The organism is Ralstonia sp. ASV6 (assembly GCF_016429285.1).
In the GTDB taxonomy this organism is placed as follows: Bacteria; Pseudomonadota; Gammaproteobacteria; order Burkholderiales; family Burkholderiaceae; genus Ralstonia; species Ralstonia flaminis.
Genome location: NZ_JAELUI010000021.1, coordinates 1 through 16,006 on the forward strand (window position 1 = coordinate 1; position 16,006 = coordinate 16,006).

Annotated in this window: 13 protein-coding genes and 1 pseudogene; 1 reads left to right on the forward strand and 13 read right to left on the reverse strand. The window is 61.9% G+C overall.

Translation table 11 applies throughout. From position 1 onward, the window contains the following. Positions 1 to 264: pseudogene (locus JHD73_RS05835) on the forward strand (aquaporin family protein); the annotation flags it as partial. A 10-nt stretch (positions 265 to 274) separates the two neighbouring features. On the opposite strand, the gene JHD73_RS05840 reads toward JHD73_RS05835, so the two are convergent. From JHD73_RS05840 to JHD73_RS05895, 13 genes are all read right to left on the reverse strand, one after another. Continuing rightward, positions 275 to 922, reverse strand: a complete 648-nt coding sequence (locus tag JHD73_RS05840) for a response regulator transcription factor (RefSeq protein ID WP_199028723.1) — start codon at positions 920 to 922, stop codon at positions 275 to 277. 317 nt (positions 923 to 1,239) lie between these two features. Beyond that, positions 1,240 to 2,454 (reverse strand): EAL domain-containing protein, encoded by a 1,215-nt coding sequence (locus JHD73_RS05845; RefSeq protein WP_199028792.1) that lies wholly within the window; start codon positions 2,452 to 2,454, stop codon positions 1,240 to 1,242. 925 nt (positions 2,455 to 3,379) lie between these two features. Continuing rightward, positions 3,380 to 4,198, reverse strand: coding sequence for a MetQ/NlpA family ABC transporter substrate-binding protein (locus JHD73_RS05850; protein WP_199028724.1), 819 nt, complete (start codon positions 4,196 to 4,198; stop codon positions 3,380 to 3,382). 191 nt (positions 4,199 to 4,389) lie between these two features. Further along, positions 4,390 to 7,245: a sensor histidine kinase KdpD gene (locus JHD73_RS05855; RefSeq protein ID WP_199028725.1), complete on the reverse strand. Its 2,856-nt coding sequence runs from the start codon at positions 7,243 to 7,245 to the stop codon at positions 4,390 to 4,392. Between the two features lie 545 nt (positions 7,246 to 7,790). Then, positions 7,791 to 8,405: a potassium-transporting ATPase subunit KdpC gene (gene kdpC, locus JHD73_RS05860; protein WP_199028726.1), complete on the reverse strand. Its 615-nt coding sequence runs from the start codon at positions 8,403 to 8,405 to the stop codon at positions 7,791 to 7,793. Positions 8,406 to 8,430: 25 nt separating this feature from the next. Further along, on the reverse strand, positions 8,431 to 10,641 hold the full coding sequence (gene kdpB, locus JHD73_RS05865) for a potassium-transporting ATPase subunit KdpB (RefSeq protein ID WP_199028727.1): 2,211 nt from the start codon (positions 10,639 to 10,641) through the stop codon (positions 8,431 to 8,433). A gap of 34 nt (positions 10,642 to 10,675) precedes the next feature. Beyond that, positions 10,676 to 12,448 (reverse strand): potassium-transporting ATPase subunit KdpA, encoded by a 1,773-nt coding sequence (gene kdpA, locus JHD73_RS05870; RefSeq protein WP_199028728.1) that lies wholly within the window; start codon positions 12,446 to 12,448, stop codon positions 10,676 to 10,678. 19 nt (positions 12,449 to 12,467) lie between these two features. Beyond that, positions 12,468 to 12,557 carry a K(+)-transporting ATPase subunit F gene (kdpF, locus tag JHD73_RS05875; RefSeq protein ID WP_004628487.1) on the reverse strand — a complete coding sequence of 30 codons (90 nt, stop codon included), beginning with the start codon at positions 12,555 to 12,557 and terminating at the stop codon, positions 12,468 to 12,470. Then, positions 12,554 to 12,679 carry a hypothetical protein gene (locus JHD73_RS29495; RefSeq protein WP_269848264.1) on the reverse strand — a complete coding sequence of 42 codons (126 nt, stop codon included), beginning with the start codon at positions 12,677 to 12,679 and terminating at the stop codon, positions 12,554 to 12,556. The genes kdpF and JHD73_RS29495 overlap by 4 nt, the downstream gene beginning before the upstream one ends. A 27-nt stretch (positions 12,680 to 12,706) precedes the next feature. Then, positions 12,707 to 13,507 carry a TorF family putative porin gene (locus tag JHD73_RS05880; protein WP_199028729.1) on the reverse strand — a complete coding sequence of 267 codons (801 nt, stop codon included), beginning with the start codon at positions 13,505 to 13,507 and terminating at the stop codon, positions 12,707 to 12,709. 334 nt (positions 13,508 to 13,841) lie between these two features. Continuing rightward, the gene (locus tag JHD73_RS05885) at positions 13,842 to 14,930 is read right to left on the reverse strand and encodes a DUF4238 domain-containing protein (protein WP_199028731.1); all 1,089 of its coding nucleotides are present in this window, start codon (positions 14,928 to 14,930) and stop codon (positions 13,842 to 13,844) included. A 48-nt stretch (positions 14,931 to 14,978) separates the two neighbouring features. Further along, on the reverse strand, positions 14,979 to 15,251 hold the full coding sequence (locus JHD73_RS05890; RefSeq protein WP_199028733.1) for a hypothetical protein: 273 nt from the start codon (positions 15,249 to 15,251) through the stop codon (positions 14,979 to 14,981). 31 nt (positions 15,252 to 15,282) lie between these two features. Continuing rightward, complete coding sequence (locus tag JHD73_RS05895) at positions 15,283 to 15,813, reverse strand: GIY-YIG nuclease family protein (RefSeq protein WP_199028735.1); 531 nt, start codon at positions 15,811 to 15,813, stop codon at positions 15,283 to 15,285. Positions 15,814 to 16,006: the final 193 nt, after the last annotated feature.

Genomic DNA, 16,006 nt, shown 5'->3' on the forward strand with positions numbered 1-16,006 from the left:
ACCTACATCGCAGCCGGGTATTGGTTCACCGCGTCATCTTCGTTGGCCAATCCAGCGCTGGCGCTGGCCTGCGCGCTGACCGACGGCCCCTCGGGCATCCGCCCCGGTGATGTGCCCGGCTACATGCTGGCGCAACTGGTCGGTGCGCTGGTGGCGACACCGTTGTTTGGTTGGCTGATGGGCGCCAACACCACAACGGCATCGCCCGCCGCCGAGACGCCGGCACAACCCCTGCCGCTACCGGTCAGCCGCCGCACGGTCTGACGCGCCACGCTCAGTGGATCAGGGATAGCCCGTTGGTGCGGGCAAACTGGAAAAGATCGGTCTCGCGCGCCAGGCCAAGCTTGCGCAGCGCGGCCGTCTTCTGGGTGCTGACGGTCTTGACGCTCGAACCGAGCTTGCGCGCAATTTCCGACACAGCCATCCCGCCGGCATACAAGCGGACAACCTCCCGCTCACGCGCGCTCAGGGTCTCGAAAACGCTGCGCACGTTGGGATTGAGACCACTCTCTTCCAGGATGCTGGGGCTGTAGTAGTGCGCACCACGCGCGGCCGCCGCGATGGCGTGGCCGACGTAGACCAGGTCATCGCTCTTGCTCACGATGGCGGCCACACCAAGCTGCCGCATGCTGCGCAGCAGGGCCGGGTTGTGCACCATGGTGCAGACCACGATCGCCCGCTTCGGATGCTGCTTGCGCAGGCGTGCAAGCAACGACATGCCGTCGAATGCCGGGTCCCCGTTCATGCGGTAATCCGTGACGATGACATCGCAGTCGATATGGTCGAGTACCTGCATCAACTCATGCCCATCGTGCGCCTGCGCAACGACGCGCTGCTGCGGAAACTGCGCAATGGCGGCCGTCAGCCCCATCAGGATCACAGGATGATCGTCTGCCGCCACGATCGATAGGAATGGGGACATGGCGCGCGCTCAGGTAAGCGCTGGCTGCGCGGGCGCCTGAACGCACCGCAGCCCACCGTCGATCGGGGTACGGCATTGACGCGGCGAAGCGAAGAAGGAGCGATCGATCTGCGGGCGCAGCAGAACGGAAAAGATTGGAGCCGTCATGGGATGTGGGGGCCGGCAAAAGAGTGCCGGTAACCATACCCACGCGCGATGCCCAATGGGATCAGACTTTTCTTACTTTCGATGCCCCGTAACCTTTCGGGGCAGAAGCCGTTTCAATCAGGGCTGCACGAAACTGAACGAGACGGCAACACAAGCCAAGCCGACGCCAATCAGGCGGCCGCCTGCACGTGCGCGAGAAACGCCGTGGTCGACAACGGCGCCGCCCACAGATAACCCTGCCCAGTTGCACAGCCCAGCGCGCGCAAGGTCTGGCGCTGCGCGTCGGTTTCCACCCCTTCAGCGATGCACTCCAGGTGCAGCGTGCGCGCCAGCTCGATCATGGTGCGGCAGATCACGCCGCGCTGGCTGGTCTGGTTGACAGCGGCCGTGAACGAGCGGTCGACCTTGAGGATGGTGAAGGGCAGGTCCGCCAGCAGCTTGAGGGTGGCAATGCCCACGCCAAAGTCATCGATGGCCAGCGGATGGCCAAGCAGGCGCAGGCGGTTGAGCGCGATGGTGAGTTGCGTCGCATCCGGCACCGGCGAATCTTCGGTGAGCTCCAGGCTGATGGAGGCCGGTGCAATGCGCGCCTCACGCACAATGGATTCGACCCGCTCAATGGTGCCTGGGCGGCTGAGCGTTTGCGCAGAGGCATTCACGCCAATCGGCACCGGATGCCCGTGCGCGGCCAGCGCGTGCTGCACGCGCACGCAATGCTCCAGCACATGGAAGAACAGGCCATCGGCCAGCCCCAGCGCCTCCAGGCGCGGCACAAATGCGGCAGGCGACACGCGCCCATGCACCGGATGAATCCATCGGCACAGTGCCTCGGCGCCCACAATCTGGTCGCTGGCGAGATCGTGCTGCGGTTGCAGAACCACCTCGATCTGCTCGGGCGTCTCGTGAATGAGCGCGGCAAGTTCATCGTCGGAAAACTGCGGTGCGCTGACCTGCGCAGCGGGCGCGGGACTGTGCTCACGTGCGGCGGCCTCCTCCAGCAACGGCAGCACGTGCGCGGGGCGCAGCGGCTTCTGCACGCCATGCGTGTGCGTGAGGCCAATGGCATCGGCCAGGCTCACGTGCGACTCGACGATCGGCGCATCCATGGCGCTGACCCAGGCCCACACCGGTGCCTGCCGGGGGAACACCTGGCCGCCACGCAACAGCATCTGCTCCATCAACTGCGGGCCGTTCATGCCGGGCATGTCGATGTCACACAGCACGAGGTCGACAGGGCAGAGCTGGAGCAGGTAGAGCGCCTCGCGGCCATCGCAGGCGGTGAGGATCTGCTGCACGCCCAGCGTGTGGAGCAGCTGCCTTGCAGCGGCACGTTGCACGGGGTGGTCGTCCACCACCAGCACGGCGAGTTGTGCGAAACCTTCCATCGACCAGTCCTTCTTGTTGTAGGTATGGGGCGGAGGGCGCATCCCGTTTTGCGCCGTGCGGCATCCGCTGCGTGCCGTCATTGAAGCACTGCGCGCGCCCCTTGTCAGGCGGCGACGCCAGAAAAACAAAGCCCGCGCAGCTTTTCAACTGCGCGGGCCTTGAGCGATTCCCCCAACCTTTTGAGCTTCCGACATCCGGTGTCGACGGTGTCGGGATGTCAGAAATCGTGCCCTAAAAAAATGAAGCCCGCAACAGGGGCGGGCTCAAAAGGGGGGGAGTGCTCTCTAAAGAGAGAGCAAGGTGAAGTTTAGTGGAGGGGTCTCCATCGGACTGTCCGGATGCCGCCGAATCGCTTGTAGGACAAAAGCTGACGCTGTTTCGCGATGTTAGAAGCAAAAAGCGCGTGGTTGCGCACACGTTCGAGACGTTGGCGTGACTCAGGCGACGCTTTCACTGGCGCTGTCCGACACGCGGCTCTTGCGCTGGAGTGGCGGCTTAAAGCACGTGATTGAAAAAAGTGCTCGTTGCGATCGGGCAACGCCCAGAGGTTTGGGGGCAGAAAATGAGCGTAGCCGGAATCGGCCAGGAGGCAAGGCGGCCGTGAGGAACAGCAATCGGACGCGCCAAAGAAAAAAGCCCGAGCACCAGGTGCTCGGGCCACAATCCACCAAGGAGGGTGGAGGAGACAGTTCCCACTATAGCGAATCATTTGCTGCGTTGCAATAACGTAGAACTACGTAATGCCACAAAGCGGCCACAAGCGTTGTGAGGGCGCCACGGGTGGCGAAAACGATTGCATCTGTCACAAGATGACGCGGCGCAACAAACGACGCGGCGCGCTGTGGGAATTCAGCCTTCCCACGGCGCGCCGCCAATGACTTCTAGTTCAAGCCAGAAAGTATCCGCTCACTCAGAGCGTATCGATTAAAACGCCGGCAGGATCGCCCCCTTGAACTGCGTATCGATGAACTTGCGCACCTCTTCCGACTGGTAGGCGTGCACCAGCGTCTTCACCCACGGCTGGTTCTTGTCTTTCTCCCGCACGGCGATCAGGTTGGCGTACGGGCCTTGGCGGTCTTCCAGCGCAATCGCGTCCTTGGTGGGCGACAGGTTGTTCTTGACCGCGTAATCGGTGTTGATGGAAGCGACGTCCAGATCATCCAGCGAGCGCGGCAGTTGGGCCGAATCCAGCTCGATCAGCTTGATCTTCTTCGGGTTCTCGACCACGTCGCGCGGGGTGGCGTTGTTGCCGTTCGTGCCGGCACCGGCCTTGAGCTTGATCACGCCGGCCTTCTGCAGGAGCAGCAGGGCACGGTTGCCGTTGGACGGGTCGTTCTGGATACCGACCTTCGCGCCCTCCTTGAGCTCGGCAAACGACTTGACCTTCTTCGAGTAGAAGCCCATCGGTGCCACGTAGGTCAGGCCCACGTTGACGATCTTGTAGTTGCGCGCCTTGATCTGGCTGTCGAGGAAGGGCTGGTGCTGAAAGCCGTTGGCGTCCAGGTCACCGGCGTCGAGCGCGGGGTTGGGCTGGGCATAGTCGTTGAACTCGATGATCTTGACGTCCAGGCCGTCCTTTTTGGCGACCTTCTGCACGACTTCCCAGATTTGCGCATCGGGGCCGCTCATGGTGCCGAGCTTGATCTGCTTGGTGTCGGCGTTGGCTGCAGCAGAAACGGTGGCAGCGGCGGCAAATGCAATGGCCGGTACGGCCACGCGCGCAAGGCGGGAGAACAGAGACATGGAGAAACCTCGTGGATTTTGTCGTGGATACGTGAACGAAAGCCGCCCGCGGGTAGCGGGCGGTGTGTGACGTGATCCTGTCATAGAGACGCCGACGGCCGAACGATATTTTCGGCATGTCGATATGCCGGGCGACGGTGCAAAGCCAGGCACCATGCCGGTTTGCGGCGGGCAGTGAGGTCGTCGCTGGCCTACTCGGTCTCGTCCACTTCCACGGGCGGCGGCTCGGCGGCGGGCAGGGCGACGACGAAGCACGCGCCGCCATCGGCGGGCTTCTCGACCCAGATGCGGCCGTTGTGTGCGCTGACGATGGCTTCGCACACGGCCAGGCCCAGGCCAACGCCGGTGGTGGCGGACTCCTTCTCACCGCGTGTGAACTTCTCGAAGATGATCCGCTCGCTGCCGGCGGGCACGCCGGGGCCATGATCGCGCACGTGCAGGCGCAGTTCCTGGCCGCGCTTTTCGTCTTGCACGATCGCCGCGGAGATACGCACCTCGGTGCCGGTCGGCGCAAACTTGCCGGCGTTCTCCAGCAGGTTGGACAGCACCCGCTCCATGAGCGGGCCGTCGCAGCGCACCAGCGGCAGGTCGGCCATGTCGTCCACCACCACGCGGTGATCGGGCAGGGGAATGGTCTGCAGCGCCGCGCCGATCAGTTCTTCAATCGACTGCCACTCCAGCCGCAGCTTGACCTCGCGGTTCTGCAGGCGGGCCATGTCGAGCAGATTGGTGACCATCGTGCGCATGCGCTGCGCCTGCTGGCCGATGGCAGCGGCGGCTTCCGCCTGCAGCGGCGAAAGCGGTGGCTGATTGGGCTGTGGGCGCGAAAGCGTCTCGGCCATCCCCACCAACCCGGTCAGCGGCGTGCGCAAATCATGCGACACCGCCGCCAGCAGCGAATTGCGCAACCGCTCCGATTCAATGCGCACCAGCGCGTCCTGGGCGATCTCCACATAGTGCACACGCTCGATGGCAATGGCGACGAGCGTGGCGCAGGCGTCAATCTGACGGCGGTTGTCGGGCTGGGCCAGCACCTGGAAAGCTTCGGGCTCCACCGCCAGCACGCCGCGAATCGCCATCGGCGCCTTCAACGGCAGATAGAGCACCGAGCCCGACGGCAGCGTGTGGGTGCCGGTGCCGGCGGGCTGGCCATGTTGATACGTCCAATCGGCCAGCACGCGATCGAGGTTGGGCATGCCTGAGGGTGCCGAATTCTGCGCCGCATTGCCCCCCTCGGACATTGCAGCGGCACCCTCCGGCTTGGCGATCTGTGGTGCACCCAGCCGGCCATCCAGCCCGACGAAGAAGAAGGCACAGCGCCCGCCAAACGTCGCGTTGACGAAGCGCCCGCCAATGCTGACGATCTGGTCCAGGGTGAGCGCGGCGGACAGTTCACGCGCCGCCTCGTACAGCGCACGCGCGGCGGCCTCACGCTGCACGGCCACCTCGGCCTGTTCACGCAGGCCCGCGGTGAGCTGGCCGACCAGCAAACCCACCGCCAACATCACACCGAAGGTCAACAGGTACTGCACGTCGCTCACGGCGAACGACCAGCGTGGCGGCACGAAAAAGAAGTCGAACAGCGCCACCGACAGCACCGATGCCAGCGCCGCCGGCCCGCGCCCGTGGCGCATCGCCACCGCCACCACGGCGGCCAGGAACAGCATGACGATGTTGGCCAGGTCGAACACCGGGCGCACGAGGCTGGAGAGCGCCGTGGCAATCCCCACGTACACCGCTGCGGCCAGATAACCCGGTGTCAGCCAGCCGGGCTGGGCATCCGCCGCACGCTCAACCTCGGTGCGGACATCAACGCGCCCGAACGCAGCCGCCTTGGGCGTGAGCTGGATACGCGCCGGATCGGCCGCCGCGCGAATCACATCCACCTCCGGGCAATGCCGCGCGAGCGACTCGGCAAAGTCGCCGCTGGGCAAGCGGCGCTCCAGCCCGATAGCCAGCCGCAACGCCACGACCACTGCACGCGGCGAGCGCCAGCGCTTCTCCGGCGGCCGTCCGATCACCGCCTTGGTGATGTTGTGGCGGCGGATGTAGCCGGTGATGGCCTCGATCGCGTTGGTGCCGGCCAGCGTCTCCACCTTCGCGCCCGCATCTTCGGCCAGCTTGAGCAGTGCGTGCAGGCGCTCGGAACGACTATCCGCGGCGCGCAGATGCGGCATCACCACCGCCACGGCATGCCAATCGCATTCGAGCTGGGCAGCCAGGCGCGCGGCGCTGCGGATCACCTGCTCGCCATCGCCTTGCGGGTCCAGGCACGCGACGATGGTCTCGCGCGTGCGCCAGACGTTTTCGATGCGGCGCGCGCGGCGGTAGGCCTGCACGTCGTCGTCCACGCGGTCGGCGGTGCGGCGCAGGGCGAGTTCGCGCAGGGCGATGAGGTTGCCCTTGCGGAAGAAGTTGCGTGCCGCGTGCTGCGCCTGCTCGGGCATGTAGACCTTGCCCTCGGCCAGACGGCGTAACAGCTCATCGGCGGGGAGGTCGACGAGGATCACCTCGTTGGCACTGTCGAACACGGCGTCGGGCACGGTTTCCCAGACGCGGATGCCGGTGATGCTGCCAACCGCCTCGTTCAGGCTGTCGAGGTGCTGGACGTTGACGGTGGTCCACACGTCGATGCCGGCGGCGAGCAGGTCTTCAATGTCCTGCCAGCGCTTGGGGTGGCGAGAGCCGGCCACATTGGAGTGGGCGAGTTCGTCGACAAGGATCAGGGCGGGCTTGCGCGCCAGCGCGGCGTCGAGGTCGAACTCGGGGAGGGCGCGGCCCTTGTAATCAATCTGGCGGGTGGGGAGGTGTTCGAGATCAGCAACCAGCGCGGCGGTTTCGGCACGGCCGTGAGTTTCGACCAGGCCGATGATGACGTCGATGCCCTGGGCGCGGGCAGCCTTGGCTGCGGAGAGCATGGCGTACGTCTTCCCGACACCTGCGGAGGCGCCGAAGTAGATGCGCAGCTTGCCGCGGGAGGCGTGTTCCTGGTCGGATTGGAGTTCGGCCAGGAGGGTGTCGGGATTGGGGCGTTGATCGACCGTCATGCTTTGTATTTTCGGTGGTTTTTTTGCTGGTGGTCCATCCCTTGTTTCATCCCCTGCCGGGGCTGACTCACTTTCTTTGTCTTGCCAAAGAAAGTAAGCAAAGAAAGGCGCGCCCGATGCGGCGAAAGACTCCTTGAATTTATGTCGCAAGGAGGGAGCGGAGGCAAACTCGCTTCGCTCAAACAAGCCTCCCCTCGTTTTCCTCCTTGCAACAGAAATTCAAGGCGCCGCATAGGGCAGGAACGTCAAAAGACAAAAACCAAACCGTTGGTCCACTCGCGTTGCCGCTTGCAAACCAACGGTTTGGCCTTTCATGCCCTTGATGGTGCCTTGGATTTTTGTAAGCGGGCGGAAAAAAGAAGGGGGCCTGTTTGAGCGCAGCGAGTTTGCCCCCTTCTCCGCACGGTTACAAAAATCCAAGGGGAAGTCGCCATCTCGGGCGCGCCTTTCTTTGCTTACTTTCTTTGGCAAGACAAAGAAAGTGAGTCGGGCCCGGCAGGGCACGAAATAGGGGACGTACCACCGGCGCCCGACTCAAAAAACGCTCACTTCAAATCGTCCAGCGCCAGGTTGAGCTCCAGCACATTGACCGTCGCTTCGCCAAACACACCAAGGATCGGCCCCTTGGTGTTCTCAGCCACGACCTTCTTCACCGTCTCGACCGGCATGTTGCGAGCCTTCGCCACGCGCTCAACTTGGTATGCAGCAGCAGCCGGGCTGATCTGCGGGTCCAGGCCGCTACCCGAAGCCGTCACGAGGTCAGCCGGGATCGGTGCGGTGTTGGTCGGGTCCGCTTCCTTAAGCGCCGCAATCCGCGCCTTGGCTTGCTCCGTCAACGCCGGATTGCTCGGCCCCAGATTGGAGCCACCCGAAGCCTGCGCGTTATACGGGTTGGGTGAGGTGGCCGAGATGCGCCCCCAGAAATACTGCGGCGTATCAAAGTTCTGCCCGATCAGCGACGAGCCCACGGGCTTGCCGTTGCGCTCGATGATCGAACCACCGGCCTGCGCCGGAAACAGTCCCTTGCCGATGCCCGTCACCACCACCGGATACAGCACCCCGGTAATCAGCGACAGGCCAACGAAGACCACCAGCGCCGCGCGCAGCAGCCCACCTTGCTGCGGCACGTCGGGCTGCACAGGTTGTGTCGTGGTTGCCATGAAGTTCTCCTTCGTTCCTTAGTCCTTAGACCCAGCCCATTGCGGCCAGGAACATGTCGATGATCTTGATGCCCGGGAAGGGCAGCAGCAGGCCGCCCAGGCCGTAGATCAAGAGGTTGCGGCGCAGCAGCGAGGCTGCCCCCAGCGCGCGGTACTTCACGCCCTTGAGCGCCAGCGGGATCAGGAACACGATGATCAGCGCGTTGAAGATCACCGCACTCATCACGGCCGATGCCGGCGTCGCCAGATGCATCACGTTCAGTGCGGCCAGCTGCGGATACGTGGTCGCAAACGCCGCCGGGATGATGGCGAAATACTTCGCCACATCGTTAGCGATCGAGAACGTGGTCAGCGAGCCGCGCGTCATCAGCATTTGCTTGCCGATCTCGACAATCTGGATCAGCTTGGTCGGGCTGGAATCCAGGTCGACCATGTTGCCGGCCTCCTTGGCGGCCTGCGTGCCGCTGTTCATGGCGACGGCCACGTCGGCTTGCGCAAGGGCGGGGGCATCGTTGGTGCCGTCACCCGTCATGGCGACAAGGCGGCCTTGTGCCTGGTGTTCGCGGATGAGCGCGAGCTTGGTCTCGGGCGTGGCCTCGGCGATGAAGTCGTCGACACCGGCTTCTGCGGCGATGGACGCTGCGGTCAGGCGGTTGTCGCCGGTGATCATCACCGTCTTGATGCCCATCTGGCGCAGCTCGGCAAAGCGCTCGCGAATGCCGGCCTTGACGATGTCCTTCAGCTCCACCACGCCGAGCACACGCTCGTTGTCGGACACCACCAGCGGCGTACCGCCTTGGCGCGCCACGTCATCCACAGCGGTGGACACAGCTTCCGGAAACTTGCCGGCCAGCAGCGTCACATGCGTGCGGATGGCATCGGCGGCGCCCTTGCGGATCTGGCGCGCCTCGCCGTTCTGCGGGGTGTGAGAACTGAGGTTGATACCGCTCATGCGCGTTTGCGCCGAGAAGGCAACGTACACCGGCTGCGTCTTGGAAAGCGCGGCCTCATCGATGGCCGCCTCACCCAAGTTGCGGGCCAGCGTGACGATGCTGCGGCCTTCCGGCGTTTCATCGGCCAGCGACGACAGCCATGCCGCTTCGGCCAGCTGCTTGGCAGTCACGCCGGGTGCGGGAATGAAACGCGATGCCTGACGGTTGCCGTGCGTGATCGTGCCGGTCTTGTCGAGCAGCAGCACATCCACGTCACCAGCGGCTTCCACTGCGCGGCCCGACGTGGCGATCACGTTGGCCTGCATCATGCGGCTCATGCCTGCCACGCCAATGGCCGACAGCAACCCGCCGATGGTGGTCGGGATCAGGCACACCAGCAACGCCACCAGCACGGTAATCGTGATGGGGCTGCCGGCCTTCATCGCTTCCACCGAGAACAGCGAGTACGGCAGCAGCGTGACAGTGGCCAGCATCAGGATGATGGTCAGGCTCACCAGCAGAATCGTCAGCGCCAGCTCGTTGGGGGTCTTCTGGCGCTTGGCGCCTTCCACCATCGAGATCATCCGATCCAGGAAGCTCTCGCCCGGGTTGGCGGTGATGCGCACGATGATCCAGTCCGACAGCACGCGCGTGCCGCCCGTGACCGACGAGAAATCCCCACCCGACTCGCGGATGACCGGAGCAGATTCGCCTGTGATGGCGCTTTCATCCACCGAGGCCACGCCTTCGATCACCTCGCCATCACCCGGGACCATGTCGCCGGCTTCGATGAGGACAATGTCGTCGCGGCGCAGCGCGGTGGCGGCGCGGGCCTCCACACGGTCACGGCGGCGTGCATCGGCCAACACCTTGGCCTGCACCGTGGTCTTGATACCGCGCAGCGATGCAGCCTGCTGCTTGCTGCGGCCCTCGGCCAGTGCTTCAGCAAAGTTGGCAAACAACACCGTGAACCACAGCCACACCGACACCGCCAGGATGAAGCCCGCCGGGGCTTCGGCCTGGCCGCGCAAGGCCATGATCCACAGGATGGTGGTGAGGATGCTGCCGACGTAGACGACAAACATCACCGGGTTCTTGGCCTGCGCACGCGGCGAGAGCTTGCGGAAGCTATCGACAATGGCCGGCTTGACCAGCGCCGACGAGAACATCGACAGCTTGCGCACCTCCTTGGCGGACAGCGTATGCGACGTGCTGCGACCCTGCGGCTGCGTATCGGCGCTCGGCTCAAGCTTGTGTTTGACCGTGCGCACAGCCGGTTCAGATTCTGGATAACGGATAGCCATAAGGCACCTGTTGATATTGAGTTTGCAGCGCGCGTTAGCGTGCGAGGTGTTCCGCAATGGGCCCAAGCGCCAATGCCGGGATGTAGGTCAGCGCCCCCACCAGCAGCACCGAGCCGATCAGCAGCACGACAAAGAGAGGGCCGTGCGTGGGCAGCGTGCCCACCGTCACCGGCAAGCGCTTCTTGGCGGCAAACGTGCCCGCCATGGCCAGCACCGGCACGATGATCCAGAAGCGGCCCAGCCACATGGCAATGCCCAGCGCCACGTTGTAGAACGGCGTGTTGGCAGACAGGCCCGCAAACGCGCTGCCGTTGTTGTTGGCGGCTGACGAGAAGGCGTACAGCACTTCAGAGAAGCCGTGCGTGCCGGGGTTGAAGATGCCCGCCTTGCCGCCCGCAGCCAGCACGGCCACGGCCGTGCCAACCAGCACCAGCAACGGCGTGACGAGAATGGCGATGGACGTCATCTTCATCTCGAACACCTCGATCTTCTTGCCGAGGTATTCCGGCGTGCGGCCAATCATCAGGCCCGCGATGAACACGGCCAGGATGGCGTACACCAGCATGCCGTACAGGCCCGAGCCCACACCGCCAAACACCACTTCGCCCAGCTGCATCAGGAACATCGGCACGAAGCCGCCCAGCGCGGTAAGCGAGTCATGCATGGCATTGACAGCACCGCACGAGGCCGAGGTGGTGACGGTCACGAACAGCGACGTCGCCACGATGCCAAAGCGCGATTCCTTGCCCTCCATGTTGCCGATGGCCTGGTCGATGCCGAGGTTGGCCAGCATGGGGTTGGCATGCAACTCCGACCACATCTCGAACGAGGCCAGCACCACAAACAGCACCGCCATGGCTGCCAGCACCGCCCAGCCCTGACGACGATCACCCACCATGCCGCCAAACGTAAAGCACAGCGCCGCCGGGATGATGAAGATCGCCAGCATCTGCACGAAGTTGGTCAGCGCGTTGGGGTTCTCGTACGGGTGTGCCGAGTTGGCATTGAAGAAGCCGCCACCGTTGGTGCCCAGCATCTTGATCGCCTCTTGCGACGCAACCGGGCCCATCGGCAGGGTCTGCGTTTGCGTGGTGGCCTTTTCCGTCACGGGGCTGCCCTGGGCATCCTTGAGCGGGTTTCCGCTGGCGTCCATCTTCGGGTTGTCGTACGTGGTGGCCGTAACGGTGGTCACGTCCTTGTACGCATCGAAGTTCTGGATGGCGCCCTGGCTGATGAAGAACACCGACACGATGATCGACAGCGGCAGCAGCACGTACACCGTAGCGCGCGTGAAATCGACCCAGAAGTTGCCGATGGTCTTGGCCGAGTGGCGCGCAAAGCCGCGGATGAGCGCAATCACCACCGCAATACCGGTGGCGGCCGACAGGAAGTTCTGCACTGCCAGCCCGAGCATCTGCGTGAGATAGCTCATCGTGCTTTCGCCCGAATAGCCCTGCCAGTTGGTGTTGGTGACAAAGCTGACCGCCGTGTTGAACGACGAATCGGGCGTGACCGCACCGAAGGCCTGCGGGTTGAGCGGCAGCCACTGCTGCATGCGCTGCAGCGCATACACCGCCAGCGCGCCCAGCACGTTGACGACGATGACCGCCACCGCATAGCGCTTCCAGCCCATCTCGGCCTGCGGGTTGACGCCGGCCACGCGATAGAACAAGCGCTCGACGGGGCCGAGCCAGTGGGTGCGCGAAGGTTTGTCGCCAAACACGCCGGCCATGTACGAGCCGAGCGGCCTGGCCAGAACCAGCAGCACGATCAGGTAGATCGCCAGCTGGAGGAGGAACGCATTCATGGTGTGCCTCGCGTTGTTGTTAGAAGCGTTCGGGCCACAGCAGGGCCACGAACAAATAGACAAGCAGGACCACCGTGATGGCCCCGGACAAGACATAGAGCCAGGTCATTGCTTTTTCTCCATGGCGTGCGTGGTGGGCTGATCACGTGTGGCGAGCCGGGCAGTCAGGGCGAGCAGCCCGCCCACTGCCAAGGCCAGCACCGCGAGGCCGGCGAGGTAAACGAAGTCCATGAGCGCTCCCCTTTTTCTGTCAGGTGGTTAGAACGTTTTGGTCACGGCGAGCAGGGCGGTGGCTTTGCCCATGTAGCTGCCCCGTGTATTGGTGTAGGCCAGACGCGATGCGTTGGTGTCGATATAGGACAAGGAAGCTGTCCAACCCGAACCGAAATCCTTCGTCACGCCCACTTTCCAGTCGGCATAGGACGTACGCACCACTTGATGCGGCACCTGCTGATAGCCCACGTGCAGGTTCAGCGTCAGGCCCCAGAAGCCGGTGTCGAAGTTGCCCGACAGGTCGAAGTACTGGCTGTGGTGGCTATCGGCAAAACCGAACAGGTTGGAGAACGCGTGCGAGTACTTGAACGAGACCGGGCCGTAGCCGATCTGTGCATAGCCTTCGGTGGTGTGCGGGCGGGTGTACCCGTCGGGGTAGCTGCCGGGGTAGTAGTACTGCAGCACGCCCACGTCGATCGGGACGTCCTTCATCAGCTCGGTCTTGTAGCCGCCGTAGAAATCCATCTCGATGGGGGCCGACACGTTGGGGTTGGAATCCCCCAGCCAGCTGATCGACGAGTTCCAGTTGCCGACGTAGAAACCGTTGGGCAGTGCGTAGTCAAAGCCGCCCTGAATGGCCGGCTTGTTGTTGGTTTGCATGATCCCGCGATAGCGGTACTGGCTGGCCAGCGTCAGGTTGGCCGTGAGCGGGCTGGCAGGCGCGGCGGCAGGTGCCGGCGCAGCATCGTTGGATTGTGCGTAAGCGGCCGCGCTGGACAGTGCTGCGGCAAACATGACAACGCCACCGATGACGGTGGCGCGCAAAGAAACCTGCTTGGCTTGCATGGACCTTTCCCTTGTTGTTTTAGGTGCCGCCCGGCCCGGCGCTCAGGCGCCCGACTGGAACCGGATGCGGCGTGCACGCGGGCTCCCGTCAGTGGGCCTGCGTGCAGTGCAACATTAGGGAAAGGGGGGTAAAAACGGGGTAAAGGTTGGGGGGAGGGGTGTAAACGCGGTGTAAAAACGAGCCGCCTATCAAACGCCTGCTATCGACACCTTGCTTAGCCGATGATCAACACCAAAAGCTCGCCAATGCTGAAGACGACGCTCCCCTCCGCAAAAAATGGTGGATCTACGGCAAGCATTTGTGCCCCTCGCAACGGTCAGCCAGACCACATGTTCACGGGCGCTCCCGCCAGAAATCTCGCGTCGGTGACATGACCGCACGGGAATATCGGACATAGCCCATGCCAGTACCGTTTGTATAGACCGCGCCTTTTGATCGAATTCGAATCTGGCTTGGCCAAATTCTCGGATGAGGATGAATGATTTGTGAATGCATGAGCGCGTCCTTTGTTTTGTCGCGCTCTTCTGGGGGAATCACCACATACCGAGCATGACCATCAACTACGCCATCGATTTGAGCATAATGAATTATGTGGCGCTCCTTGGGACGAAATTGCTCGACATCAGAGTAATGCCCAATTAAATTCTTTTCGAGCGTGGTGTCATGCACGTAGACATTCGCTACGCATTGAAGAAATTGATGCCGATTCAATGCAATCGCATCTCGATTATTTTTGATTTCGAGCACGCCACGCTCGTTTGAAATGCTGTACACATCTCCGTCATAGCCTAAAAACAATAGCTTTGGTGTGAGAGGTAAAATTGCAAGCACCCCTGCAGACCCGATCCCAAAAGATCTTCTCCGCAACTCATCATTATCGAGATGCCACTTGTTCGTTAACACCGCCGGATTATCCGATGTGATAAAAGGCACATCCGACTTGTTTTTTATGATGCAAAATTTTAAGTCGTCTATTTCGTGCATGGTGGCAGCAAAATTTCGGCATGCCATTTGCACGGCATCTTTGATGCTAAGTGTGAACTCTTCGGGAGGCAGGTCCGCGAGATTTCTAGAGGTTTCCGCCCATTGAACAGATCGAATAGCGGCTGCTTCGGTTCTAAGGTGTTGAAATAACCAAAACGTACGGAAGACTATCTTATGGTCTTCTGATAGGCTATGACTGTCATGCACCACCTCACGCAAAGCACGAGCATACCCAGATTCGATTGTTTGTATTGCATTCTCAAGATTTTCGTCGGTTCCGTAGAAATAGTCCTTAGAACACTGATTTTTCACAGGCGCGTTGGGCACTAGCCTCTTGCGATCAAGGTTGATCAAGCTGATCGCGAGCCCTTTTTCTTCCAACGTAAATGGGCGCAAGTGACAGCGCGGAACGAAATGTTGGTTCTTGTTAGTTGCCACTAGGTCATGCTCCCTGGTTTTTAAATGTACCGCCTGATCCCTATCCCGTTACGGTAGAAGACCGGCGACACTCGAGGCCGTCGTAAATACCACAGCAATTGCCGTCAGTGCAGCCGCTATTCGATTGAGTGACCCCGACTGTTCAGCCATCTTGATAAACGCCACGTTCCAACCAAGTTGCTCCAGCTCTGGAACCACAGGAGCAATTCCGGCGGGCCAATTCGGATTGACAGTTATCCGACTAGCTCTCCACCAATAGAATGCGGCTGCGATGCCGAACACGAAGCCTATGCTGGCTAATAGCAAAGCGATTGGACGCATGACATTTCCTAGTAATTGATAATTGCCTGATTTACACGGTGATTCCTTGTGCTTTGCAGAGTTCCCGCAACATCTGCTCCTGTGTCAAACCCAAGCGAGAATCTCTTACCTGATGGTAGCGAGTGACGTTTTCTCCAAAGCGACCGCCCTGACTGTTCATGCTGGGCTCGACTGCGTGGATCAAGATTCCCTCGATATGATTTAGCACATCAGGAAGATTGGGGTGGAGAGCCGTAGTTCTGCTGGCAAGTTTCTGGTTCACTCCCGTGCCAACAACCCTCAGAAGACCAAACCAAGAAAACCGGTCCCACCTTCCAGCAAGATCATCTTTTCGGTGCTGCTTTAGTCGTGTGAACAAGGACTGTTTACCCACGCCAGCCTGCCCAACGTATACAACCTTGTAGTCGGCATACAAAACGTAGATGCCAATTTGCTCGCGGAAATCGACTGGTATAGAGGTTTTCCCATTTGGCGGAACACCGAGAAGGCGGCCGGCCTGATTACCCTTCCCCCAGAACACGTGATCTTCCCTCCAGAAGAATCCAACCGTCCGTACGAGCATATATAACCCCCTATATACGACACCATTTTTATCAAACACTTATGGCGAAGCCGATTTTCTTGCTCGCCACACTGGATACCCACTCCACTCCAAATTTTCAACACCTGATACCCCACCCTCGTGTGGGTCGGACATGCCTGCAGGTATTCGGCACAGCTCGTCGCGCACCCTACCGAATATGGGAATGATTCTT